Here is a 24,078-nt window from a genome sequence, read left to right on the forward strand (position 1 = left end):
AGGTTCCGCCGCAGCGGAGCGAGCCGGTGCAGCACCCCGGCGGCCGTCGCCGCGCCCAGCGTCGCGACGGCCGCCCGCCGGGCCCGGGGCGCCAGCCGCACGGCCGGCCGCACCGGCTCGACGGCCCGCACCGCCCGCGCCGCCCAACCGCCCAGCGCCGCCAGGGCGAGCGCCGAACTGCCGTACTGCAGCGCCTCGTACAGCGGGACCCCGGCCACCGGGCGGTCCAGGACGGGCAGCAGCCGCACCCCCAGCCGGTCCCCGTGGGTGAACGCGTCCCAGCCGACATGGGTGGCCGCCCCGATCGCCGCCGAAGCCGCGAACCACGCCGCGCCACCGACCGCACCGCCGACCGCACCGGCGTCCGCGGGGCCTGCGGCGTCCCCGGCCCGTCGGACGGTCAACGCCTCGGCGCCGCCCGCCCACCGCTCGGGCAGCAGCGCCACCAGCGGCCCGCGCAGCAGCCCGTGCCAGCCGGCCACCAGCGCGCCGGCGATCGCCACGTCCACCGTCGGCACCGCCCACCAGCGGTGCGTGAGCCCGCCCTGGCCGTACACCCCGGGCAGCAGGGACTCGGCGAAGAACGGCACGTCCGGCGCCATCGACCCGGCGACCAGCGCCGACGCCACCAAGGGCCCGCGCGCCCCGGCGGCGCGCAGCAGGGGCAGGACGGCGGCGGGGTGGCTCAACGTGAAGGGCATGCCCCCATCCTGCCGCCCGGGACCGCGGCGCGGCGCGCCGGGAGGCGCACCATGCTCCCCCCACTCGCCCCGCGGCCCCGCGCCGACCGGCCGCTACGCCGCGTCCGCCGTGCTCGCCAGCCCCACGGCCACCCGGCTCCCCGCCTCCAGGTACCGCAGCTCGCCGCTCCGCCGCGCGTCCAGCGCGGCCGCCAGCCGCCGGTAGCGTCCCGGGGGCAGCAGTTCCCCGGCCTCGTCCAGGGTGACGAAGCGACAACCGCGCAGCTCCTCCTGTTGGAGCAGCAGGTGCTGCCGGCCCTCCTCGTCCAGCAGCCCGCCGTCGTACATCAGCCGCAGGCCGCCGCGGCGCGGGCCGGTGCGCGGCTCCCAGTCGACGGCGAGCAGGCGCAGCGAGGACGGGTCCAGGCGCAGGCCCAGCTCCTCGGCGGTCTCGCGCAGGGCGGCGTCGGTGGGGGCCTCGCCGCGCTCGACCACGCCGCCGGGGAAGTCCCAGTCGGGCTTGTAGACCGGGTCCACCAGCAGCACGCGGTCCTGCTCGTCGAAGAACAGGACGGCGGAGGCGACGGTGTCGCCGGTCGGGTCCGGGGTCTGGACGATCGGGCAGCGGGCGGCGCCGACCCGGACCAGCTCGGCGATCCGGTGCGCGGTCTCCCGGGGGGAGATCCCGCTGGTGTCGATCATGCGGGCGTCCCCGACCAGCCAGCGGCGGGCGGCGCGGTAGCGGGGCAGGTGCTCGAGGCACCAGGCGCGGACCCGCTCGCTGCCCTCCGGGTCGCCCGGGCACTCGTCGCGGTGGGCTATGCGGTCGCGCAGGATCGTTTCTTCAGGGTCCAGCACGACGTGGTGCACCGTGATCCCGTGCGAGGCCAGGTCCCCGAAGATCTCGTCCCGGTAGTCCTCCCTGAGCAGGGTCATCGGGACCACCAGCGGGCCCCCGACCTCACCGAGCAGCGCCGCCGCCGTCTCGGGGACGAGCCGGCGCCAGGCCGCCAGGTCCTGGAAGTCGGACACCGTCGCCAGCCGGTCGGCCGGGAGCATCCGACGCAGGCCGAAGCCCACCAGCTCGGGATCGAAGAGCACGCTCCCGGGCAGCAGTTCCACCAGCTCGCGGCAGGCGCTCGTCTTGCCCGCCCCGAATGTGCCATTGACCCAGACGATCACAACGTCCCCTGCCCTCGACTTCCCCCGATGCCGTTCGCACCGGGCAGCGCCCCCGTTGGTCGAACCAGCGCCACCCGTGGTGGTACCCGCGCCACGCCGCTCCCCATGCCTCCCCGGCGCGCCCGCCCGCACGCCCCGATCTGCCCCGTGACAGCGGCATGTGCCCAGGTCAGACGCCCGTACGCGGAAATATGCAGACCGGTCTACATCAAAATTGCACCCCTTCGCCACTGCTAGGGCACAGGATGCCTGGTGGGTCGACCCGCTACGCACGCCCCACGCGCACGCTCCGCACGCCCCCCACTCGTACGCCCCCGTGCGCCGCGCGCGCCCCGGGCTCGGCCCGTACGCGCCCTGCGCTCGACCGCCACCGCCCGCCTCCTTGCGCCGCCCGCGCCCCACCGCGTACAGAGGAACGATGAAGCTGCTTCCCGCCGGTCGGGTCGTCGTCATCGGCTCGGTCAACACCGACCGCATCCTCCGCTGCCCCGTGCTGCCCTCCCCCGGCGAGACCGTCCTCGCCACCGCCGCCACCCGGGGCTTCGGCGGCAAGGGGGCCAACCAGGCGGTGGCGGCGGCCCGGATGGGGGCGGCGACGCACCTGGTCGCCAAGGTCGGACGGGACGCCGAGGGCGAGGCGGCGCGTGCCGACCTGCGGGGCGCGCAGGTCGAGACGGGCGCCGTGCTCACCCACCCGGACGCGCCCACCGGTCAGGCGATCGTCATGGTCGACCCGGCCGGCGAGAACAGCATCGTCGTCGTCCCCGGCGCCAACGCCCACCTGACCCCGGAGGAGGTCACCGCCGCGCTCACCCGCCTCCGGCTGCTCCCCGTCGACGTGGTCCTGACCAGCAACGAGGTCCCCGCGGAGTGCATCCGCGCGACCGCCGCCGCACTGCCCGCCGCGGGCCCCTCGGGCGGCACCCGCTGGCTGCACAACACCGCCCCGGCCGGCACCCTGCCGGAGGCCGGCCCCACCGGACGCCGCCCGCTGGTCGTCGCGAACGCCGTCGAGGCCCGCCAGCTCACCGGCGCCGCCGACGTCACCGGGGCCGCCCGGGCGCTGGCCGAACACGCCGAGGGCGCCGTGGTCACCCTCGGCGGCGAGGGCGCGCTGGTCGTCGTGGACGGAACGCCGACCCGGCTGCCCGCCCCGACCGTCCGAGTGGTCGACACCACCGGCGCCGGCGACGCCTTCTGCGGCGCCCTCGCCGCCGCACTCGCCCGCGGCGCCGCGCTGCCCGACGCGGCCGCCACCGCCGTCGCCGCCGGGGCCTTCGCCGTCACCGGCCTCGGCGCCCGCGGCGCGCTGCCCCGCCCGACGGACCTCTGACCGGGCGTCGGGCCGAGCGGGCGTCGCGCGCCCCGGGCTCGGCCCGGACCGACGAGGACACCCCCGTTGGGGGCACCGGGCGGACCCGGCACCCCCGACGGGCGGACGGCGACCCCGCTACGGGCGCCCCATGTACGACGGGTAGTAGCCGCTGCTGATCCCCGAGATCCGGATGTTGGTCCCGGGCCGCGCGGCCTCGACGTACCTGTTGTCGCCCAGGTAGATCGCCACGTGCTGGATGCCCCGGGCAGAACCGTCCGGCGACCAGAACAGCAGGTCGCCGCGGCGCAGCTGGCCGGCCCCGATCGGCGTGGTCGCCGCGTACTGGTCGTTGGCCACCCGCGGCAGGCTGATCCCGCCGCGCCGGAAGGACTGCTGCACCAGGCCCGAGCAGTCGTAGCCGTCCGGCCCGTTGCCGGCCCGGCGGAACGGCACGCCCAGCTGGGAGAGCGCGAACTGCACGGCGGTCTCGACGTCCCGGTCCTCGGCGACCGAGTCGTCGAAGTAGCCCGGGGAGTCCGAGGAGGAGCCGCCTCCGGTGCGCTCCAGGTAGATGTCGTAGTGCGAGGTCCAGCGCCACTCGCCCCTGCTGTTGCGGAACCAGTAGCGCGAGCCGTCCCAGCCCTGGGTGATCCCGCCGGAGGACGTGGTCGTGGTCCTGGCGGCGGACGAGGAGCCGCCTCCGGTGCGCTGCACGTAGACGTCGTAGTGCGAGGTCCAGCGCCACTGCCCCTGGCTGTTCTTGAACCAGTACCGGGAGCCGTCCCAGCCGGCGTGCGCCGGGGCGGGCTCGGCGGCCGCGGGGCTGACACCGGTGCCGAGGCCGATCAGGCCCGCACTGGTCGCGATCACGGCCACCATGCCTATCCCCCGACGGAGCCGCGCGCCGCGGGACGGACGGGAGGGACGGACGGTGGCAGCGTCCTGCTGCCCGGTCGGTTCGCCGGCGGCCTCCGGCGCGCCGGTGTTGACGGTGGTCATCGTGCTGACTTCCTTCACTGCTGCGGATCGCTGCGGATCGCTGCGGATTTGCAGCGGGTTGCTGTGACCGGCCAGGACTGGCCGTGCTTGTCGGCAGGGCCCCCGCCCGGCACACCGCGGCTTCCGGTCCTGCGACCGGAAGCCGTCGGCGTGCCGCCCGGGGGGTCGGCCCTGCCTGCGTGTCACGTTAGGCACGCGTCCGCTCACTGCGCGCAGTGGAGTGCGCCAATGGAAGGGTCACGGGTGGTGAGCACCGACGGCGCATCAGGGTGAACACCCGTCATCCGAGGGGGCGTCCGACCACCCTCTCCTCAGCGGCCGCCGGCCTCCGCCAGCAGCTGCTTCTTCAGCACCTTTCCCAGGGCGTTCCTGGGCAGTTCGGGCACCAGGACGACCCGGCGCGGCCGCTTGTGCACCGAGAGCCGCTCCGCCACGAAGGCCGTCAGCTGCTCCCCCGTCACGGCGCCGTCCGGGACGACGTACGCGACGATCGCCTGTCCGAGGTCCTCGTCCGGCACGCCGACCACCGCCGCGTCGGCGACCGCCGGGTGGTCGCGCAGCGCGGCCTCCACCTCGCCCGCGCCGATCCGGTAGCCGCCGCTCTTGATCAGGTCCACCGAGGCGCGGCCGACGATCCGGTGGAAGCCGTCCGCCCCGATCACCGCGACGTCGCCGGTGCGGAACCAGCCGTCCGCCGTCCACGCTTCGGCGTCCGCGTCCGGCCGGTTGAGGTAACCGCTGAACAGCGTCGGCCCGGAGACCTGGAGTTCGCCGACGCTCTCCCCGTCGCCGGGCACCGGCGCGCCGTCCTCGCCGACCAGCCGGGTGCGGACCCCCTCCACCGGCAGCCCGACGCTGCCGGGGCGCCGCTCGCCGTCCGCCCGGGTGCTGACGGTGATCAGCGACTCGGTCATCCCGTACCGCTCGATCGGGGCGTGCCCGGTGAGCGCCGCGAGCTTCTCGAACACCGGCACGGGCAGCGGCGCGCTGCCGGAGACCAGCAGCCGGGCCGGGGCGAGCCGGGCCGCGGCCTGCGGGTCCGCCGCCAGCCGGGACCACACGGTGGGCACCCCGAAGTACAGGCTGCCGCCCGCCGCCGCGTACCCCTCCGGGGTGGGCCGCCCGGTGTGCACCAGTCCGCTGCCGGTGCGCAGGGCGCCGAGCACGCCGAGCAGCAGCCCGTGCACGTGGAACAGCGGCAGGCCGTGGACGAGGGTGTCCTCGGCGGTCCACTGCCAGGCGGCGGCGAGGGCGTCCAGGTCGGCGGCGATCGCCTCGCGCCGGATCACCACGCCCTTGGGGGCGCCGGTGGTGCCCGAGGTGTAGAGCACGAAGCCGGTCGACCCGGCGGCGGGCTCGGCGTAGCTGGTGGTGGAGCGCCGCGCGGGGTCGACCGGCAGCCCGGCCACCGAGGTGTCCTGCGGCAGCACCTCCCCGACGGCGTGCGCGAGCAGCGCCGCGCCCGAGTCGCGCAGGATGTGCTCGCGCTCCTTGGGCCCCGAGTCGGGCGGCAGCGGCACCACCGGGACGCCCGCCAGCAGGCCGCCGACCACGGCGGTGACGGTCTCGACGGTGGGCCGGGCGAGCACCGCGAGCGCCGGGGCGCCGGCCACCTGGTCGGCGACGGCGGTCGCCGCGCCCAGCAGGTCCTCCCGGGAGAGCGTCCGACCGTCGATCCGCAGCGCGTCCGCCGCGTCGCCGAAACCGCCCTGAAGTGCCGTCAGCAGTGCCATGCCACCGTCCTCGCCTCGTCCATCACCACCGCGCCGCGCCCGTGCGCCACGCGCCGGCGCCGACTCTACGGGCCGCCGCCCGGCCCGCCGCGCGCCGGGGACGGCGAGCGGGGCCGGCGACGGCGGAGAACAACCGGGAAGGCCGGGGAAGGACCGGGGACGGCCGGGTACGGCCGGGTACGACGGAGGGCGCGGCACCGGGCACCCGGCACCACGCCCTCCGAACCTTCCGCGCGGCTCAGGCCTTGCGGGCCTTCACCTCGGCGGTGAGCTGCGGCAGCACCTCGAAGAGGTCGCCGACCACGCCGTAGTCGACCAGCTCGAAGATCGGGGCCTCGGGGTCCTTGTTGACGGCCACGATGGTCTTCGAGGTCTGCATGCCGGCCCGGTGCTGGATCGCGCCGGAGATGCCCGCCGCGATGTAGAGCTGCGGGGAGACCTGCTTGCCGGTCTGGCCGACCTGGCTGCTGTGCGGGTACCAGCCGGCGTCCACCGCGGCACGCGAGGCGCCGACGGCCGCGCCCAGCGCGTCCGCGAGCTCCTCGACCACGCCGAAGCCCTCGGCGGCACCGACGCCACGGCCACCGGAGACCACGATCGCGGCCTCGGTCAGCTCGGGACGGCCGGAGGACACCCGCGGGGTGCGCGAGACGACCTTGGCGGCGTTGCCGGTGAACGCCACGGCGACGTCCTCGACGGCGCCGGCGGCCGGGGCGGCCTCCGGGGCGACGGCGTTCGGCTTGACGGTGATGACCGGCGCGCCGTTGCTCACCCGGGAGTCGACGGTGTACGAGGCGGCGAACACCGACTGGGTGGCGATCGGACCGCCGTCGCCGGCGCGCAGGTCGACGGCGTCGGTGATGATGCCGGAGCCGATCCGCAGCGCGACGCGCGCGGCCACCTCCTTGCCCTCACCGGAGGACGTCACCAGCACCGCCGCCACGTCGTTCGCCTTGGCGATCTGCGCCAGCGCGTCCACCTTCGGGACGACCAGCTGGTCGGCGAACTCCGCACCGTCGGCGACGTACACCTTCGCCGCACCGTACTCGCCGGCCTTCGCCGCGATGCCGGCCGCGGCCGCACCGGCGCCCAGGACGACGGCGGACGGCTCACCGATACGGCGGGCCAGGGTCAGCAGCTCCAGGGCCGGCTTGCGCACCGCGCCGTCGGCGTGGTCCACCAGGACGAGAATCTCAGCCATTGCTCAATGTCTCCGTGTATTCGCTGGGTCGGGGGGTGGGGGCGGCTCAGATGAACTTCTGGTCGGCGAGGAAGGTCGCGAGCGACTTGCCGCCCTCACCCTCGTCCTTGACGACCGTGCCCGCGGTCCGCGCCGGACGCGCCGCCACCGACTCCACCGCCGTCCACGAACCCGCCAGACCGACCTCGTCCGCCTCGATGCCCAGGTCGTCCAGGTCCCACGACTGCACCGGCTTCTTCTTCGCCGCCATGATCCCCTTGAACGACGGGTACCGGGCCTCACCCGACTGGTCCGTCACCGACACCACCGCCGGCAGCGCCGCCTCCACCAGCTCCGTCGCCGCGTCACCGTCCCGACGACCCTTCACCACGCCGCCCTCGACCGACACCTCCGACAGCAGCGTCACCTGCGGCACACCCAGCCGCTCCGCCAGCAGCGCCGGCAGCACACCCATCGAACCGTCCGTCGACGCCATGCCACCGATCACCAGGTCGAACCCGGCCTTCTCCAGCGCCTTCGCCAGCACCGCCGACGTCCCGACCACATCCGAACCGTGGATGTCCTCGTCGTTCACGTGCACGGCCTTGTCCGCACCCATCGACAGCGCCTTGCGCAGCGCGTCCTTCGCGTCGTCCGGCCCCACCGTCAGCACCGTCACCTCGGCGCCCTCGTTCGCCTCCGCGATCCGCAGCGCCTGCTCCACGCCGTACTCGTCCAGCTCCGACAGGAGGCCGTCCACACCCTCCCGGTCGGTGGTGTGGTCGTCCGCGAAACGACGGTCACCCGTCGCGTCCGGCACGTGCTTCACACAGACGACGATCCTCAAGCTCATGAGCGGTTCTCCTGTCACGGGTGCACGGGTGCACTGATCCATGGCCTCAGGCATGCCGAGGGTACTGAGTGCCAAGTCCGGCCCGGGCACGACCCGCGCACCGCAAGCGCCACCTGGACCGGCAGACCGTGTCGACTCCCGTCGACTGGCGTCAGAGGCTCCACGGAGAGAATACGGCACTCAGTACCCCTCGTAAAGGAACTCAGTACCCTTCCCGCTCCCGAGGCCGGACGAACGGGCGCGGAAAGCGGACACAAGGTTTCCGCAAGCACCCGCCAGATCCCCTCATGGATTCCGCCAGGGCGTCCGGGGACCATCGGCCACGGGGCCCGTCGAGGGCCGGACCTGGGATCAAGGAGGGGGAGAAGGATGACCTTGGTACACGGGGAACAGGACACCACGCCACCCCGCGGGAAGCGCGGCAGCACGGCCTGGAGCAACAACGGGCCGTGGGAGACGCTGCAGGACCGCAAGGAGGTGCTGGTGGTCGCCCAGACCATGGTGTACGCGAAACGGCTCCACGACTTCTACTCGCTGCTCGCCTCGGACCTGCGGGTCCACGTGCAGTTCACGGTGGCACCGCACGTGTTCAACAGGGGCGCCACGGAGGTCCTCCGGGCACTGGGCGGCACGGTCCTGCCGTGGGAGCAGGCCGTCCGGCAGGAGTTCGACCTGATCCTGGCCGCCGGCTCCCAGGGGATGGAGCAGTTGCACGGCCCGGTCGTCCGGCTGCCTCACGGCGCCGGCAACATCAAACTGTCCCGGCGCAGCACGCCGGACGGCGAGCGGGCGGCCATCGGCCTCGGCCCGGACTACCTGTGCTGGGAGGGGCGGCTCGTCCCCGCCTCCTTCGCGCTCGCCCACGAGGAGGAACTGCTCGAACTCCGGCGCACCTGCCCGGAGGCCGTCCCGATCGCCGAAGTGGTGGGCGACCCCTGCTACGACCGGATCGCCGCCGCGGTGCCGCACCGGGAGCGCTACCGGGCAGCACTGGGACTGCGGCCGGAGGAGAAGCTGGTGCTGGTCTCCTCCACCTGGGGCAACGGCTCGCTCTTCACCCGGCTCGACGCCGTGCTGCCCCGGTTGACCTCCGAGTTGCCCCAGCACGGCTACCGGACCGTCCTGCTGACGCACCCCAACATCGCGGCCGCGCACGGCTCCTACGCCGTGCACTCCTGGGCGAGGGCCACCGCACGCGGGGCCGTCACGGTCATCCCGCCCGAGACGGACTGGCGGCCGCTGCTCGTCGCCGCCGACTTCATCATCGGGGACCACGGCTCGGTCACCCTGTACGGAGCGATGACCGGCGCTCCCGTCCTGCTCGCCGAGTACCCCCACCGCCACGTCAACCCGCGGTCGCCAGCCGCCCAGCTGGCCGCCACCGCTCCGGCACTCGCCCCCGGACACCCCCTCGTCGACCAGCTCGGCTACGCCGCCGAGCAGTACCGCCCGGAGGAGTACGCCGCCATCGCCGCCCGGATCAGTTCCGAGCCCGGCCGCTTCGACCGCAACGCCCGTCGGCTGCTGTACCGCGTCCTCAGGCTGGGCCAGCCCGCCCACGTCCCGGGCCCGGAGCCGCTGCACCTGCCCGACCCGCTGGACGCGATCGCGGCGGCCGGGTCACGGCGGGACGGATGAGCGCGGCGGTGCACAGGGTGCGGCTGGCGTCGGTCGCGGGGGCGGCCGGGCCCACCGGGGTGGAACGGCCCGCTCGGGCGGAGCCCGGGGCCGCACCGGCGGCCGGGCCGATGGACGCCCGACGGACCGCGGTGCTGTTCGAGGCACAGGTGAGTTCGGCCGTCGGCACCGTGCACGGGCTGCTGGCGGCGGAACTGCCCGCCGGAGCCGGGCCCGCAGCGGCCGGTCCCGGATACGTGGACGAGCACCTCGCGCTCGACCTCACCCGGACTTCGGCGGCACGCTGGCGCCACCAGGCGGACGTGCTGCACGCCGGACGATTGACGACGGACGGCGTCCTCACCCGGCTCAAGGTGGTCCTGGCCACCTACCCGGGCTGTGCGCTGGCCACCGCCGAGCACCGCGCCGGAGCACTGCTGCTCCTGGCCCGGGACGGGGCGCCGCTGGTCCTGCAGCCGGCCCGGGCGGCCGGCGAAGCGGTCCCGCCGCTGGCCGTCGGCTCGATGGCCCACGCCTGGCTCACGCTCGGCCGCCGGCTGGCCGAACTGGCCCGGGTCGACGTGCTCGGGTGGCATTCCCCCGTGTTCCCGCGGTCCTGTTTCAGGGCCGTGGACCGGCCGGGCGGTCGGGTGTAGCCGGGGGGCCGGAGTCCGTGTCGTAGGCGGCGAGGCGGTCGGCCAGTCTGGCCGCCTCCGCCGTCGCGGCGAGTTCCCGGTAGCGGGCCAGCGACTCCTCGAACCGGGCGCGCGCGGCGGCTGGGCGGCCGCGCCGCTCCTCCAGCTCTCCGGCGAACTCCAGCGTTCGGGCTTCCCAATGCCCCGACAGCCGGGCCCGGAAGCCGGCCAGTGCCTCCTGGAGGCAGCGGTCGGCACGGTCGTACCCGCCCAGCGTCGTATGGGCCACCCCGAGGAAGGCGATCGCCCGAGCCGCCTCGTAGTCGTCCCCGATCGAGGCCAACTCGCGGTGCGCCCGCTCGATGGAGGTGACGGCCTCCGCCGCCCGGTCCGCGAGCAACAGCACCTCCCCGTGCGCCAGCCGGGCCAGTGCCGAGCCCCGCAGGTAGTCCTGGGCCTCCCGGATCCGGACCACCTCGCGCAGACAGTCGGCGGCCTCGTCCAGACGACTGGTCATCCGGTGAGTCTGGCTGAGCCCGTACAGCGCGTCGGCCTGTGCCAGCGGCTGCGCCAACTCCCCTGCGAGGTCGAGTGCTTCATTGAACCAACGAGCCGCCTCAACCGCCTCGCCGGCGTTCCGCAGACCGTTCCCGCCGGAGGTGAGCATGCGCAGCTCGCCACGGCGGTCGCCGTCCGCCCGGGCCGCACGCAGGCCGATCCGGTGGGCCTCGACCCAGAGCCGGGCCGGACGCAACCGGAGGAACAACGGCCACATGGCGTCGGCGAGTTGCCAGGTGGCGGCGTTCCGGCCGCAGGCGGGCGCCCAGCGCAGCAGGTCGGCGAGGCGGTCGCGCTCCTCGTCGAGCCAGCCGAGCGCCTGCGTGTCGTCGGCGAACTCCCGGGCCGGGTGCACCGGCAGGGTCCGGTACTCGCGCGGCAGCGTGCGGTGGCTCGGGGAGACGACCGCCTCGGCGGCGGTCGTCGAGGCGAGGTACCAGTCGACGATCCTGTCGGTGGCGGCGCGGCCGACCTGGGCGTCGCGAAGTCCGGCGCCGTGCCCTTGGGCGTGCAGCCGGACCAGGTCGTGGAAGCGGAACCGGCCGGGCAGCACCTCCTCCAGCAGGTGGACGTCCATCAGTTCGTCCAGCAGCCGGTCCGCCGCCACCCGGTCCACGTCCGCCACCACGGCGGCCGCCTCCACGGTGAACTCGGCGAACGGCAGCAGTCCGAGCAGCCCGTACAACCGGGCCGCATCCGGCCGCAGCACGTCGTAGGAGGCGTCCAGCAGGTCCCGCACCGCCTCGCCGTCCGCGTGCAACGCCCCGAGGCGGTCGGCGCCGCGCCCCAGGATCTCGGCCGTCGCGGCGAGCGACTGCACCGGGCGGGCCGCGATCCGCGCGGCCGCCAGGCAGATCGCCAACGGCAGCCCGCCACAGGCGTCCACCACCTCGGCGGCGGCATCGCTCTCGTCCACCACCCGGCTCCGGCCGACCCGCTCGGCAAGGATCTCGGCGGAGGCCTCCGTGGCGAGCGGGCCCAAGGACCGGAACACCGCGCCGTCGATGCCGAGCCCGGTGAGCCGGCGGCGGCTGGTCACCACGACCACCGTGTGGTCCGAACCGGGCAGCAGCGGCCGCACCTGGGCGGCCGTCGAGGCGTTGTCCAACAGCACCGCGATCCGGCGCCCCGCCGCCAGCGAGCGCCAGAGCGCGGCACCCTCCGCCATGCTCCCGGGCACCGGGGAGACCCCGAAGGCCCGCAGGAAGCCGCCCAGGGCCTCGGCGGGGTCGGCGGGGCCTCCGGGTGCGTAACCGCGCAGGTCCGCGTAGAGCTGGCCGTCCGGGAAACGGCCGGCCAGGCCACGAAGCCATTGCGCGGCCAGCGCCGTCTTCCCGACCCCGGCCGGACCGGTCACCACCACGGTGACGTCGGCCGACGCCGCCTCGGCGGCCAAGGAATCGTCCAGCGCCTCCAGATCGGCTTCCCGCCCCACCAACCTGCGAGGGCAGGGCGGGAGTTGCCGCGGCGTCGGCAACGCCGACGAACCGTGCAGGTGCAACCCGCCGTGGATCGCGCCGGCCTGCACCACCGGGCCGGAGACCGTCGCGGCACCGGCCAGCGAGTTCCGTACCACTCCGTACGGCAGGTTGACGTCGTTCACGGGCATCCGCCGAGCACGGTCGATCCTGTCACTGGCCCCCCAGCCTCGGACGAATTATCGGTGCGGCGCTATCACATGACGTATCGTCAAGTCGAGATTATTCCCAAAAGTACGGCCCCGGAACCCCACAGTGGTATAGCCGGTTGCCCCGGACGCATGCGATGCTCACCCGCGACACAGCAAGCTGGTAGCCAACCGGCGGGGGACGTCACGATGAAGGTTCATCTCCTCGGTTCAGTTGAACTGTCGGTGAACGGAGAGCCATTGGCGATTCCGTCCGACAAGCGACGGCAACTGCTGGCCGCCCTGGCCCTGGAGGTCGGAAGGCCGCTCTCCCACGACTCGCTCGCATACCGACTGTGGGGCGAGGAACCTCCGCCCAGCGCACTGACCAGCCTCTACAGCCACGTCTCCCACCTGCGCGCACTACTGCGGCGGGCGGCGCAGGCCTCGGGGGCGAATGCCACCGGGGACGTGCCCACGATCGACACCCAATCGCACACGTACATTCTGCGGGCGGACCCACTGCTGATTGACTGGCACCGATATCTGGACCTCTCCGACCAAGCCGGACTACTCGCCGAGAACGGACAGGACCACCAGGCCAGAACCGTGCTCAGCCGCGCCACCAACCTGTGGTGCGGCGAACCCCTGGCCGGCCTGCCCGGCACCTGGGCCCAGAACACCCGCGCCGCCATGGCCGACCAGCACTTCACCACCACGCTGCGCCGGATCGAGATCGACCTGCGCATCGGCCACTTCGCCGAACTGATCCCCGAACTCACCGCCCTGCGCGAGCACCGCCCCACCGACGAACGCCTCGCCGGCCACCTGATGACCGCGCTCTACGCCGTCGGCCGACAGACCGACGCGCTGGCCGTCTACCCCGCCGTCGCCCGACTGCTCCGAGCCCACTTCGCCACCGAGCCCGGCGAACCGCTCACCCGCCTCCACCAGCTCATCCTGCACGGCGACCCGCTCCCTGGGCCGCCGGTACGGAACGAGGCCGTACTGACCCCCGCCCCCCTGGCCGTACCGCCCGCCGACATCCCCGGGCGGCACCGGCTGATCGGCCGGGAGGACGACCTCCGCCGCGTCCTGCCCGGCCCTGACACCCGGCTCGCCCGCGGCGGCGTCGTCACCGTCTCGGCGATCCTCGGCATGCCCGGGGTCGGCAAGACCACCCTCGCCCTGCACGCCGCCGACCTGATGCGCGAGCACTTCCCGGACGGCTACGTCTACCTCAACCTGCGCGCCCACGTCGGCAACCAGCCGCCGCTCACCCCGGAGGCCGCAGGCGCCCTGCTGCTCAGACGCCTGGGAGTGCCCGCCAGCACCATCCCGCTCGACGCCGACGAGGTCTTCGCACTGTGCGCCGAGGCGCTGTCCTCGCGCCGCGCCGTCGTCATCCTCGACGACGCCTCGAACGCCGCTCAGGTCCGCCCGCTGCTGCCGCCCGCCCCGTCCGCCCTGGTACTCGTCACCAGCCGCCAGCGGCTGACGGAGCTCCCGGACGCCCGGCCGGTGTTCCTGGACGTGCTGACAGTGGACGACGCCGTGGCCCTGTTCACCAACGTGGTCGGCCCCGAGCGCTCGACGGACACCGAACGCATCATCGACATCGTCGAGCGCTGCGGCCATCTGCCCCTCGCCATCGAGATCGCCGCCAGCCGCTTCAAGGGCCGCCCGTCCTGGACCCTCGCCCACTTCGCCCGGCGCCTCTCCCGGAAGAACGGCAGGCTCGCCGAGATCCGCAGCGGCACCTCCAGCATCGCCCGGGTCTTCGAGGTCTCCTACCAGTACCTTTCCGCCAGCCAGCGGTCGGCATTCCGGCTGCTCGGTCTCTACCCCGGACCGGATTTCGGCGTCCATGCGGCAGCGGCCCTGCTCGGGCGGAGTGTCGATGAGACTGATGAGGTTCTGGAGGCATTGTTGAACTGCCACCTGATCCAGGAGATCGCACCTGAGCGGTACCAACTCCATGATCTATTACGGGAGTTCGCAATGGCGCTGGGCGTCGATCGGAAACAGCGCGAATCGGCCGACCGCCGCCTGCTCCGTTTCTCCCTGCACGCCGCCGACCGCGCGGACCATCTGCTCTACCCGCACAGATCGAGATCACACCTACCAGACGATCACCAACTCGGCCCTCTTTCAGATACATTGGGCGACATCGCCATGAACTCACCGGAATCGGCACGCACTTGGCTTGAGGTCGAGCACGCCAGCCTGATCACCCTGACGGCATACGCTCACGTCAGCGGCCTCGCGGAAGCCGGAGCATGGCTCGCCCACGTCCTGGCCGGCCACCTGAACGCCGAGGCCTACTGGAGCGAGGCACAGGACATGCACCGAGCGGCCGCGACCCACTGGCGGTCGCAGACGAACGACCGACAGGAGGCGTGGGCGCTGATCGACCTGGGCGCGACCCTCGCCCACGCGTCCCACTACGAGCCCGCCGCCGAGGCCCTCGAACGCGGCCTCGCTCTCGCCCGCACGGAAGGCGACCTGGACGCGGCGGCGAACGCCCTCAATCTCCTCGGACAGCTGCGGTGGCATCAGAGCCGGCTTCACGAAGCCCTGGCCCTCCAAAAGGAGGTGCTCGCCATTCGACTGGAGCAGGACGACCAGTGGAATGCCGCCCGCTGCCTCGCCAACATCGGCATCCTGCATCGCTCGACCGGAGATTCGAAATCGGCATTCGCCGACTATGAAAGCGCCCTTCCATTCGCCAGAAAATTCAACGACAGAGTTCTTGAGTTCCGAATACTCAACAATCTCGGAGAACTCCACCTCGGAGCCGGGCGGAGTTCCATGGCACGCGACACATTCGAACACATTCTGGAGATCGGGGACGGCCTCATGCCACAACTGGAGCTGTCCGTCGTACGCACAAACCTGGCGGCGACACTCACGATCCCCGATGAGCTCGAACATGCCCTTTCGCTTTACCGGTCGGCTTTGACAACCTTCCGCGAGGTCGGCAGCGTCCGTTACGAAGCCGACGGTCTCAACGGCCTCGGCAAGACCCTGTCGGCAGCGGGTCGGCACGACCAGGCACGCGACCAGCACGCGGCCGCCCTGCAGTTGGCCAGATCCATCGGCGCGGCCCGGGAGGAGGCCGGGGCTCTGCGCGGCCTGGGCCACTGCGAGGCCGCACTCGGGAATACGACCGCCGCCGCCGCACATCTGACCGTAGCCGTACGCCTGGCCGAGCAGGTGAATATCGCCGACGAAGCCGCGCTGGCCCGCTCGGCGCTCGCCAAGCTTGTCATATAATCACTACCGGAACTCTGTTCTCTTCCAGATCGCCAGCTCGACGTTCGGGACACTTTCTGTCTAGGATCTGCCCACATCGGTGATCATGCCGACCGCAACTGAGGCAGAAAGTCACTACGTTCCATGAACATGCTCATGCACATATTCCTGTTCGCTGCTTCCATGCCTCTCTGGTGCTAGCCGCGTAGGACGACGGCCGCCTCTCCCGTGTACACGCGGAACGTCAGCGTCTCCTGAAGGTAGAGCTGAATCGTTTCGGCATCGTGGGAGAGGTAGCCCACGGAGGCGTCCTGGCCGAGGTGGAGTTCGAAGTCGCCGCCTCGGGTGGAGAGCAGGTAGGCGCCTTCGATGGCCGGGGCCCAGATGATCTCGCCGTCGAGGAGGCGGGCGAGGTGGTTGTGGACCGGGTAGCCGTGGTCGCTGGTCTCGTTGACGGCGGTGAAGGCGGCGGCGCCGAGCAGGAGTGAGTAGGGACCGCCGACGCCGGCCAGGCGGAGGGCGGTGAGGGCGCGGCTGACGGCCTCCGGGTATTCGCGGACGTCCTCGGGGAGTTGGACCGGCGGGTTGGTGGAGGCGGCGCGGATGCCGTCGATGGAGGCCGCGCGGTAGCCCTCGAAGACGGCGCGGTCTTCGGCCAGGGCGAGCTTGCGGCCCGCGTCCTTCACGGGTTGCCAGTCGGAGTCCCGGGAGCCGCGTTCGACGTCGTCCACGGCGTCGCGGCGGACGGTGAAGGGGACGCGTAGCTCGACCACCGGCTGGGCGGTGCGGGCGCGGGCCTGGATGCCGTCCGTCGGGGGGTCGATGGCGGTCAGGTGGCCGGTGCCGACGGCGGCGAGGGTGGCGCCCTCGGGGCCGTTGAGGTCGACGACGCGGCGGCCGGCGATGTGGAGCTTGAAGGTCTGGCGGGCCTCCTCCTCGATCTCCTCCCAGGCGGCGGTGGAGATCGGGGCGAGGTCGCGGTGGAGGTTGTCCATGGGCGGGGTCCTGTTCAGGGGGTCTGTCAGGGGGTCTGCTTGAGGCTGCCGATGCCGAGCGAGCCGTCCCCGGGGCGGGAGGCGGGGGCCGCCGAGGGCGCCGGGGGCGGGGAGTCGAGGAAGTCGGCGGTCGGGACGAAGAACAGCCCGCCGGTGACGGCGGTGGAGAAGTCGAGCAGCCGGTCGGTGGTGCCGGGCGGGTTGCCGACGACCATGTTGCGCAGCATCTGCTCGGTCACCCCGGGGTCGGCCGCGTAGCCGATGAAGTAGGTGCCGGACTCGCCGCCGCGGTCCGCGGAGCCGAAGGTGCCGTACGGCATGTTGAAGCGGACGATCTTCCGCTCCTCGCCGTCCGGGCCGGTGATGACGGTGAGTGCCACGTGCGAGTCGGCGGGTTTGGCGTCGTCGGACAGTTCGATGTCGTCGAGTTTGGTGCGGCCGACCGCCCCCTCCTGTTGCTCGACGCTCAGCGCGTTCCACTTGTCCATGGCGTGCACGTACCGCTGGACGAGGACGTAGCTGCCGCCGGTGAACCCCGGGTCCTCGGCGCCGACCAGGGCCGCGCGTTCGGCGGCCCGGCCCTCCGGGTTCTCGGTGCCGTCGACGAAGCCGAGCAGGTCGCGGTCCTCGAAGTACTTGAAGCCCTGGACGGAGTCGACGACGGTGGCGGCCCCGGCGAGCCGGCCGGTGAGCTGCGCGGCCAGTTCGAAGCAGAGGTCCATCCGCTCCGCCCGCACGTGCAGCAGCAGGTCGCCGGGGGTGGCCGGGGCACGGTGGCGGGGGCCGGCGACCTCCTGGAAGGGGTGCAGGGAGGCCGGGCGGGGGCCGGTGAAGAGGCGGTCCCAGAGCTCGGAGCCGATGCCGGTGACGCAGGTGAGGCCGCCCTCGGGGGCCCTGAAGCCGACCGCGCGGCGCAGTCCGGCGAGTTCGGGCAGCAGGTCGCGGACGGCGGCCTCGCGGCCGGGTTCGACGGTGAGGACCAGGAAGACGGCCGCGCTGGTCAGCGGGGAGAGGACGGCTTGCGATTCGGCCTGCATGGTGGTGGTTCTCCTCGTCGTCGTGGCTTTTCTCAGGACGCCCGGGAGGCGTCCCACTCGGCGCGGTAGTCCGCGAAGATCTGCTTGAGGTGGTGCCCGATCTTCAGGTAGTCGAGGTCGTCGAGGTTCGCCAGCGAGACCCGGACGGACCATTCGGGCCCGTCGAAGCCGCCGCCGTTGAGCAGCACCACGCCGGTCTGCTCGGCGAGCCGGAACAGCGGTTCGGTGGGCTCGTAGTTCTTCTCCAGGAAGGTCGCGAAGTCCTTGCCCGCGACCCGTTCGGCCTCGGCCAGCAGGTCGAGCTCGACGTAGTAGCCGGCCCGCCCGGGGTCGTCCGCGATCTTCATTCCGGAGCCCTCCATCAGCAGGTCGAGCCGCCGGCGGACGATGCCCTGCACCCGCGCCTTGTACGCCTTGCCCTCGGGCAGCAGCGCGAACAGCGAGAAGAGCACCATCTGGGCCTGCTGCGGCAGGCTGAGGCCGGCGGTGTGGTTGAGCGCGACCTGCCGGGAGTCGGCGACCAGCCGGTCGATGAAGCGGAGCTTCCCGGGTTCCAGGCTCAGCGTGCCGTACCGGCGCGCGAGGCGCTCCTTCCACTCCGCGGGGAGGGCGGCGATCAGGTCGTCGATCACGTTGTCCCGGTCCAGGCCGATCACCCCGAGGCGGTGGCCGGTGGCGCCGTAGTGCTTGGAGTACGAGTAGACGAGCAGGGTGTTGCGGGGCAGTTCGGCGGCCAGGGTGCGGAAGCCGTCCACGAAGGTGCCGTACACGTCGTCGGTGACGATCATCAGGTCGGGGTTGGTGGTGGCCACGATCTGCTTGATCTGGTCGGTGACCTGCCGGGACAGCGCCAGGGAGGGCGGGTTGCTCGGGTTGACCAGGCAGACCAGCCTGATCCCGGGGTCGGCCAGCTTGGCGACCTCGTCCGCCGGGTAGCGCCACTCCCGCACCCCGGTCTCGACCAGCTTGTCGGCCTGGATCCGGACCACCTCGAAGCCGTAGGTGTCCAGTTCGGGGATCTCGATGTACGGGGTGAACACCGGCACCATCAGGGCGATCCGGTCGCCCTTGTGCAGCAGGCCGTTCTTCGTCAGCGAGTCGAAGACGTAGCACATCGCGGCGGTGCCGCCCTCGGTGGCGAACAGCTCGGGCTGCTGCGGCGACGGGGGCCGCCGGTCCATCAGCTCCTCCTGGAGGTAGCCGCGGACGATCCGCTCGGCGTGCACCAGCATCCGGTCGGGGACGGGGTAGTTGTCGCCGATGCTCGCGTCGGCGAGCTCGTGGAGGAAGGCCTCGCGCTCGAACCCGAAGCGGTCGACGGCGAGTTCGACGCTGCGCCGGAGCAGCTCGATGCCGGGAAGCCCGGGGTGGCTGCGGACGAAGGCGTCGAAGCGGCCGGCGATGCCGGACCGCTCCGGCATGCCGCCGAGGTCGTCGGCGGTCCAGACCCGGCGGCTCTCCGCCAGCGCGAAGTGGCCGAGCGCGAGGCAGGCCTCGCGGGGGCCGGTGCAGACCCAGTTCGGGTTGCCGCGACCGGCGTTGAGCATGTGGGCGGTGGACTTGCCCTTCTGCCCGGGCTCGTCGCGCTGGTAGGCCTCGGCGAGCCGGACGAACTCGGCCTTGAGCTCGAAGGGGCTGAGCCGGGCCAGTCGGCGGATCTCCTCGCGGCCGGTCGTGGGCTTCGTCATGGCGTTCTCGACTCTCCTCGGGAGGACGGGCGTTCGGCCCGGCACGGCGACGGCGGCGGCGTCCCGGACGGCCCTCCTCGCCGCACGGCGGCGGCGCCGGCGCTCGACGCGATGATGTGACGGTCCGTCATGTCAGCTCCCCAGCATGCCGACCAGGATCGGTCCGGTGAGCGGGAGCAGGAAGTTGGAGATGGTGTAGGTGATCGTGTAGCCCAGCATCGGGATGCTGCTCTGCGCGACGTTGGTGACGGCGGTGATCGCCGGGGTGCTGCACTGCTGGCCGGCGATGGCGCCGACCAGGATCGGCGGCTCGATCCTCAGCAGCTTGCGGCCGACGAACAGCGAGAGCACGGCCGGGACGGTGACCATGAGGATGCCGGACAGCGGCAGCAGCACCGGGTGGTCCTTGAGCAGCGCCGCCGCGTCCGGGCCCGCGGCCAGGCCGGTGACCGCGATGAAGACGGAGAGCCCGAGGTCCTTGGCGGTCTGCGCGGCGACCGGCGGATAGGCCCCGAAGGTGGGCCGCTGGGCCCGGAGCCAGCCGAAGACCAGACCGGAGACCAGGCAGCCGCCGCCGGTGCCGAGCGAGAGCGCGGCGTTCCCGGCGTGCACGGTGACCAGGCCGATCAGCACGCCGACGCAAATGCCGAGGCTGATGTAGATGTAGTCGATGGCGTCCTTGCGGATGCCGACGCCGGCCTTGGCGGCGAACCGGTCGACGGCCGAACGGGCGCCGGTGACGGTCACGGTGTCGCCGCGGTGCAGCTCGGTGTCGGCGATCGCGGGCAGGTGCTGGTCGACCCGCTGGATGTCGGTCAGGTAGATCCCGGAGGTGGTGGACGGCTGTTCCTCGGCCAGCTCCCCCGCCGTCCGGCCGACGAAGTCCCGGTTGGTGAGGACGATGTCGCGGACCACCAGCGGGCTGTCCAGGCCGGGTACGCCGGAGGTCTCCGGGCCCAGTTCGTGGCCGGTGTCGATGACCGCCTCGCGGCGGCCGACCAGCAGCACGAGGTCGCCGCGGCGCAGCCGGAAGTCCCGGTCGGGGTGGAGGGTGCGGCCGTCCCGCCGGACGCCCTCGACGGTGACCAGGCCGGGCTGGACCTCCTCGACCCGGGCGATGGCCGAGCCCTCGCCCTGGGAGACCAGGTAGGTACGGCCGACCAGCGGAGGCAGTGCGGGCTGCTCGTCGGCGGCCGGCGCGCCCTTGCCGCCGCGCAGCCCCTCCCACAGTTCCCTGGAGGCGTCGGGCAGCTTGATCCGCATGACCAGCGGGAAGATCTGGCTGGTCAGCAGCACGATGGAGACCAGGCCGAAGAGGTAGCAGACCGAGTAGGCGGCGGCCACGTGGTTCTGCAGCTGGGCGGACTGGTCGGCGCTGATGCCGGAGAGGTTGGCGATCGCCTCCTGGGCGGTGCCGACCACGGCCGACTCGGTGGCCGCCCCGGCCAGGATGCCGGCCGCGGTGCCGACGTCCAGGTCGAAGGCCTTGCCGATGCCGTAGGCCATTCCGACGACCAGCACCGCCTCCATGACGCAGAGCACCGCGAAGCGCAGGCCCTTGGCGTTGAGGTTGGCGAAGAACTGGGGGCCCGCGATGTAGCCGAGCGAGAAGATGAACAGGGCGAAGGCGACGTTCTTGACGTCGGCGTCGACGCTGACGTGCCGGCTGCCGATCAGCATGGCGACGATCAACGTGCCGCAGATTCCGCCGAGTTGGATCGGCCCGACGCGCAGTTTGCCGAGCAGGTAGCCGAGCGCCAGGCAGACGAACAGCGCGAGGACGGGGTTCTCCCGCAGCAGGCTCACGGCAGCCGCCCCCGCCGCGGTGCGGGGACGCCGAACGGGGGACGGACCAGCACTAATCTGATCATGGGAATGATTACACCGCAAAGCGGACAATCCGGCACGGCCGACGCGCATCCGAACGGCATCGGCGGACGACCCCGCCGGACGGGCTCACCGGACGGGCCCGCCGAGCGGACGCGCCGAACGGCCCCGTCGGAGGCTGTCCCGACGGGGCCGTTCGACCGGGGGCCGAGGCCGGCTCAGACCCGCAGGGCCGCCAGCTGCTCGGCGAACGGCACCACCTGGTCGGGCAGCACCGGCGCCGCCGGGGCCCGCCCGGCCAGCAGGGCCGCCAGCTCGCCGGCCGCCCGGTCGATCCGGCGCGGCAGGCCGTCGGTGAGCCCGTCCCCCGCCGCGCCCCAGTCGTCGGTGGCCGCGTAGACGGCCGTCGGCAGCACCACCGCGCGCAGGTAGCTGAACAGCGGGCGGACGGCGTGCTCCAGGGCGAGCGAGTGCCGGGGCGTGCCGCCGGTGGCGGCGATCAGCACCGGCTTGCCGGTGAGCGCGTCGTTGTCGACCACGTCGAAGAAGGACTTGAACAGGCCGCTGTACGAGGCCGTGAAGATCGGCGTCACCGCGATCAGGGCGTCCGCCTCCGTGACCGCCTCGATCGCCGCGCGCAGCCCGGCGCCGGGGAAGCCGGTGACGAGGTTGTTGGCGATCTCCACCGCCAGGTCCCGCAGTTCGACCACGGTGACCTCCGCCTCCCGCCCCTCCAGGGCGAGTCGGCGCACCGTCGAGTCGGCGAGCCGGTCGGCCAGCAGCCGGGTCGAGGACGGCTTGCTCAGCCCGGCACTCACCACCACCAGCTTGAACGCGGTCACTTGGCCACCTCCACGGTGTTCTCGTCCTTCTCATCCTTCTCGTCCTTGGCCGCGACCAGCGCGGCGTGGGTCGGCCCGTCCGGCACCCCGGCCGGGCGGCCCTTGGCGAACTCCTCGCGCAGCACCGGCACGACCTCCTCGCCGAGCAGGTCCAGCTGCTCCAGCACCGTCTTCAGCGGCAGGCCGGCGTGGTCCATCAGGAACAGCTGGCGCTGGTAGTCGCCGAAGGACTCGCGGAAGGTCAGGGTCTTCTCGATGACCTCCTGCGGGCTGCCCACGGTCAGCGGGGTCTGCTCGGTGAACTCCTCCAGCGAGGGCCCGTGCCCGTACACCGGCGCGTTGTCGAAGTACGGACGGAACTCGCGCACCGCGTCCTGGGAGTTCTTCCGCATGAACGCCTGTCCGCCGAGGCCGACGACCGCCTGCTCGGGCGTGCCGTGGCCGTAGTGGGCGAAGCGCTCGCGGTAGAGGTTGATCAGCTTCTTGAAGTGCTCCTTGGGCCAGAAGATGTTGTTCGCGAAGAAGCCGTCACCGTAGTAGGCGGCCTGCTCGGCGATCTCGGGGCTGCGGATCGAGCCGTGCCAGACGAACGGCGGGACGTCGTCCAGCGGGCGCGGGGTGGAGGTGAAGCCCTGGAGCGGGGTGCGGAAGCGGCCCTGCCAGTCGACGACCTCCTCGCGCCACAGCTGGTGCAGCAGCGCGTAGTTCTCGATCGCGAGCGGGATGCCCTGGCGGATGTCCTGGCCGAACCAGGGGTAGACCGGGCCGGTGTTGCCGCGGCCCATCATGACGTCCACCCGGCCCTCGGCCAGGTGCTGGAGCATCGCGAAGTCCTCGGCGATCTTCACCGGGTCGTTGGTGGTGATCAGCGTGGTCGACGTGGAGAGGATGATGCGGTCGGTCTGCGCGGCGATGTAGCCGAGCATGGTCGTCGGCGAGGACGGGACGAACGGCGGGTTGTGGTGCTCGCCGGTCGCGAAGACGTCCAGGCCGACCTCCTCGGCCTTGCGGGCGATGGCGACCATCGCCTTGATCCGCTCGTGCTCGGTCGGGGTGCGGCCGGTGGTCGGGTCGGTCGTCACGTCGCCGACGGAGAAGATTCCGAACTGCATGCTGATCACCACATCCCAGGTAGTCCAACTTTCAACCACCTTAGCATCCGGGTGGGGCCCGTTATTCCCCCTCCCCCGCTCCCCCTCGTCGTCCCCCCTCCCCAGCGACGACAATGGACGGCGCGGGCGGCCAGGGAAGGCTCCGGAAGGGCGGCGGACGATGGGCCCGTACATCGCGGTGAGCGCGCTGAGCCACGAGGGCCTGGTGCGGGAGCACAACGAGGACAGCCTCACGGTCGGGCCGTGGACGCTCTGCGCCACCGTGACCACCAACCCGCAGACCCTGCTCTTCCCGCTCGGCCCGCCCTGCGTGATCGCGGTCGCCGACGGCCTGGGCGGCCACCCCGGCGGCGAGGTGGCCAGTGCCCTGGTCGCCCGCCGGCTCGCCGCCGACGGGGGCGCGCTGGACGGCGAGGAGGCCGTCCGCGAGGAGCTCCTGGCCTGCAACCGGGCCGTCTACGCGGCCGCCGCCGAGGAGCCGGAGCTCGCCGCGATGGGCACCACCGTCGCCGGGCTGGTGCTGCTGCCCGAGTGGGCGCTGGCCTTCAACGTCGGCGACAGCCGGGTCTACCGGATCACCGGGGACGGGCTGCGCCGGGTGAGCGTGGACGACAGCCCGCCGCTGCCGCCCGGACGGCGCACCACCTCGGTGGTCACCCAGACCCTGGGCGGCTCGCTCGGGCTCACCTTCGTCGAGCCGCACGTCCGGGCCGTACCGCTGACCGCCGGGGACCGGTACCTGGTGTGCAGCGACGGCCTGACCGACCCGGTGCCCGAGGAGGAGCTGGCCGGGCTGCTGGAGCGGTCGTTCGAGGGGGCGGACCGCTCGGACGGCAGGGCGGCGTTCGAGCTGTGGAAGGCGGCGATCGAGGCCGGCGGGCCGGACAACATCACCCTGGCGCTGGTGCGGGTCGGCGCGTAGGGCACCCGTACGGAACGGACCCGCCCCGGGCGGGGCGCCGTC

General features: G+C 72.9%; 18 protein-coding genes. 5 read left to right on the plus strand and 13 right to left on the minus strand.

Annotation, left to right across the window (positions count from 1 at the left end; all coding sequences use genetic code 11):
• Both ACFU7Z_RS12025 and ACFU7Z_RS12030 read right to left on the minus strand, forming a co-directional pair.
• On the minus strand, positions 1–701 hold a 701-nt coding region (locus ACFU7Z_RS12025; RefSeq protein WP_380777441.1), incomplete at its 3' end, for a DUF4184 family protein.
• A 93-nt stretch (positions 702–794) separates the two neighbouring features.
• A complete protein-coding gene (locus ACFU7Z_RS12030; protein WP_380777442.1) occupies positions 795–1,862 on the minus strand; it encodes an NUDIX domain-containing protein in 1,068 nt (355 codons plus the stop codon).
• Between the two features lie 418 nt (positions 1,863–2,280).
• Here ACFU7Z_RS12030 and ACFU7Z_RS12035 point away from each other — a divergent pair, with 418 nt between their 5' ends.
• Positions 2,281–3,195 carry a PfkB family carbohydrate kinase gene (locus tag ACFU7Z_RS12035; RefSeq protein WP_380777443.1) on the plus strand — a complete coding sequence of 305 codons (915 nt, stop codon included), beginning with the start codon at positions 2,281–2,283 and terminating at the stop codon, positions 3,193–3,195.
• A gap of 117 nt (positions 3,196–3,312) precedes the next feature.
• On the opposite strand, the gene ACFU7Z_RS12040 is transcribed toward ACFU7Z_RS12035, so the two are convergent.
• The 4 genes from ACFU7Z_RS12040 to ACFU7Z_RS12055 all read right to left on the minus strand — a co-directional run bounded on the left by ACFU7Z_RS12040 (position 3,313) and on the right by ACFU7Z_RS12055 (position 7,942).
• Positions 3,313–4,176: a C40 family peptidase gene (locus tag ACFU7Z_RS12040; RefSeq protein ID WP_380777444.1), complete on the minus strand. Its 864-nt coding sequence runs from the start codon at positions 4,174–4,176 to the stop codon at positions 3,313–3,315.
• 311 nt (positions 4,177–4,487) lie between these two features.
• A complete protein-coding gene (locus ACFU7Z_RS12045) occupies positions 4,488–5,909 on the minus strand; it encodes an acyl-CoA synthetase (protein WP_380777445.1) in 1,422 nt (473 codons plus the stop codon).
• 238 nt (positions 5,910–6,147) lie between these two features.
• Positions 6,148–7,110, minus strand: coding sequence for an electron transfer flavoprotein subunit alpha/FixB family protein (locus tag ACFU7Z_RS12050; RefSeq protein ID WP_380777446.1), 963 nt, complete (start codon positions 7,108–7,110; stop codon positions 6,148–6,150).
• A gap of 46 nt (positions 7,111–7,156) precedes the next feature.
• Positions 7,157–7,942, minus strand: a complete 786-nt coding sequence (locus tag ACFU7Z_RS12055; protein ID WP_049656477.1) for an electron transfer flavoprotein subunit beta/FixA family protein — start codon at positions 7,940–7,942, stop codon at positions 7,157–7,159.
• A gap of 369 nt (positions 7,943–8,311) precedes the next feature.
• Between ACFU7Z_RS12055 and ACFU7Z_RS12060 the strand changes: the two genes are divergently transcribed.
• Both ACFU7Z_RS12060 and ACFU7Z_RS12065 read left to right on the plus strand, forming a co-directional pair.
• Positions 8,312–9,580, plus strand: coding sequence for a hypothetical protein (locus ACFU7Z_RS12060; protein ID WP_241852862.1), 1,269 nt, complete (start codon positions 8,312–8,314; stop codon positions 9,578–9,580).
• 8 nt (positions 9,581–9,588) lie between these two features.
• A complete protein-coding gene (locus ACFU7Z_RS12065) occupies positions 9,589–10,215 on the plus strand; it encodes a hypothetical protein (protein ID WP_380777447.1) in 627 nt (208 codons plus the stop codon).
• Here the strand turns inward: ACFU7Z_RS12065 and ACFU7Z_RS12070 are convergent.
• The gene (locus ACFU7Z_RS12070) at positions 10,181–12,361 is read right to left on the minus strand and encodes an ATP-binding protein (RefSeq protein ID WP_380777448.1); all 2,181 of its coding nucleotides are present in this window, start codon (positions 12,359–12,361) and stop codon (positions 10,181–10,183) included. The genes ACFU7Z_RS12065 and ACFU7Z_RS12070 overlap by 35 nt on opposite strands.
• Positions 12,362–12,568: 207 nt before the next feature.
• Between ACFU7Z_RS12070 and ACFU7Z_RS12075 the strand changes: the two genes are divergently transcribed.
• Positions 12,569–15,634, plus strand: coding sequence for a BTAD domain-containing putative transcriptional regulator (locus ACFU7Z_RS12075; protein WP_380777449.1), 3,066 nt, complete (start codon positions 12,569–12,571; stop codon positions 15,632–15,634).
• Positions 15,635–15,810: 176 nt separating this feature from the next.
• Here the strand turns inward: ACFU7Z_RS12075 and ACFU7Z_RS12080 are convergent, their stop codons facing one another.
• The 6 genes from ACFU7Z_RS12080 to ACFU7Z_RS12105 form a co-directional block, all read right to left on the minus strand.
• Positions 15,811–16,608, minus strand: a complete 798-nt coding sequence (locus ACFU7Z_RS12080) for a family 1 encapsulin nanocompartment shell protein (RefSeq protein WP_380777450.1) — start codon at positions 16,606–16,608, stop codon at positions 15,811–15,813.
• Positions 16,609–16,634: 26 nt separating this feature from the next.
• On the minus strand, positions 16,635–17,645 hold the full coding sequence (locus ACFU7Z_RS12085) for a Dyp-type peroxidase (protein ID WP_380777451.1): 1,011 nt from the start codon (positions 17,643–17,645) through the stop codon (positions 16,635–16,637).
• A gap of 32 nt (positions 17,646–17,677) precedes the next feature.
• On the minus strand, positions 17,678–19,333 hold the full coding sequence (locus ACFU7Z_RS12090) for a bifunctional aspartate transaminase/aspartate 4-decarboxylase (protein ID WP_380777452.1): 1,656 nt from the start codon (positions 19,331–19,333) through the stop codon (positions 17,678–17,680).
• A 132-nt stretch (positions 19,334–19,465) separates the two neighbouring features.
• Positions 19,466–21,139, minus strand: coding sequence for an aspartate-alanine antiporter (aspT, locus tag ACFU7Z_RS12095; RefSeq protein ID WP_380777453.1), 1,674 nt, complete (start codon positions 21,137–21,139; stop codon positions 19,466–19,468).
• Between the two features lie 239 nt (positions 21,140–21,378).
• Positions 21,379–22,002: an FMN reductase gene (locus ACFU7Z_RS12100; RefSeq protein ID WP_380777454.1), complete on the minus strand. Its 624-nt coding sequence runs from the start codon at positions 22,000–22,002 to the stop codon at positions 21,379–21,381.
• On the minus strand, positions 21,999–23,114 hold the full coding sequence (locus ACFU7Z_RS12105) for an LLM class flavin-dependent oxidoreductase (protein WP_117491565.1): 1,116 nt from the start codon (positions 23,112–23,114) through the stop codon (positions 21,999–22,001). Before ACFU7Z_RS12105 ends, ACFU7Z_RS12100 begins: the two co-directional genes overlap by 4 nt.
• 160 nt (positions 23,115–23,274) lie before the next feature.
• Between ACFU7Z_RS12105 and ACFU7Z_RS12110 the strand changes: the two genes are divergently transcribed.
• Entirely contained in the window at positions 23,275–24,036 is a 762-nt protein-coding gene (locus ACFU7Z_RS12110; RefSeq protein WP_049651491.1) for a PP2C family serine/threonine-protein phosphatase, read from the plus strand.
• Positions 24,037–24,078: the final 42 nt, after the last annotated feature.

The organism is Kitasatospora sp. NPDC057518, from assembly GCF_042802075.1.
GTDB lineage: Bacteria > Actinomycetota > Actinomycetes > Streptomycetales > Streptomycetaceae > Kitasatospora.

Excerpts from the sequence above, each read along its gene's own strand:
- ACFU7Z_RS12090 (WP_380777452.1), bottom strand. The coding sequence starts at position 19,333 with ATGACGAAGCCCACGACCGGCCGCGAGGAGATCCGCCGACTGGCCCGG.
- ACFU7Z_RS12075 (WP_380777449.1), top strand. The coding sequence starts at position 12,569 with ATGAAGGTTCATCTCCTCGGTTCAGTTGAACTGTCGGTGAACGGAGAG.
- ACFU7Z_RS12060 (WP_241852862.1), top strand. The coding sequence starts at position 8,312 with ATGACCTTGGTACACGGGGAACAGGACACCACGCCACCCCGCGGGAAG.
- ACFU7Z_RS12105 (WP_117491565.1), bottom strand. The coding sequence starts at position 23,114 with ATGCAGTTCGGAATCTTCTCCGTCGGCGACGTGACGACCGACCCGACC.
- ACFU7Z_RS12070 (WP_380777448.1), bottom strand. The coding sequence starts at position 12,361 with ATGCCCGTGAACGACGTCAACCTGCCGTACGGAGTGGTACGGAACTCG.
- ACFU7Z_RS12040 (WP_380777444.1), bottom strand. The coding sequence starts at position 4,176 with ATGACCACCGTCAACACCGGCGCGCCGGAGGCCGCCGGCGAACCGACC.
- ACFU7Z_RS12080 (WP_380777450.1), bottom strand. The coding sequence starts at position 16,608 with ATGGACAACCTCCACCGCGACCTCGCCCCGATCTCCACCGCCGCCTGG.
- ACFU7Z_RS12045 (WP_380777445.1), bottom strand. The coding sequence starts at position 5,909 with ATGGCACTGCTGACGGCACTTCAGGGCGGTTTCGGCGACGCGGCGGAC.
- ACFU7Z_RS12085 (WP_380777451.1), bottom strand. The coding sequence starts at position 17,645 with ATGCAGGCCGAATCGCAAGCCGTCCTCTCCCCGCTGACCAGCGCGGCC.
- ACFU7Z_RS12035 (WP_380777443.1), top strand. The coding sequence starts at position 2,281 with ATGAAGCTGCTTCCCGCCGGTCGGGTCGTCGTCATCGGCTCGGTCAAC.
- ACFU7Z_RS12050 (WP_380777446.1), bottom strand. The coding sequence starts at position 7,110 with ATGGCTGAGATTCTCGTCCTGGTGGACCACGCCGACGGCGCGGTGCGC.
- ACFU7Z_RS12110 (WP_049651491.1), top strand. The coding sequence starts at position 23,275 with ATGGGCCCGTACATCGCGGTGAGCGCGCTGAGCCACGAGGGCCTGGTG.
- ACFU7Z_RS12055 (WP_049656477.1), bottom strand. The coding sequence starts at position 7,942 with ATGAGCTTGAGGATCGTCGTCTGTGTGAAGCACGTGCCGGACGCGACG.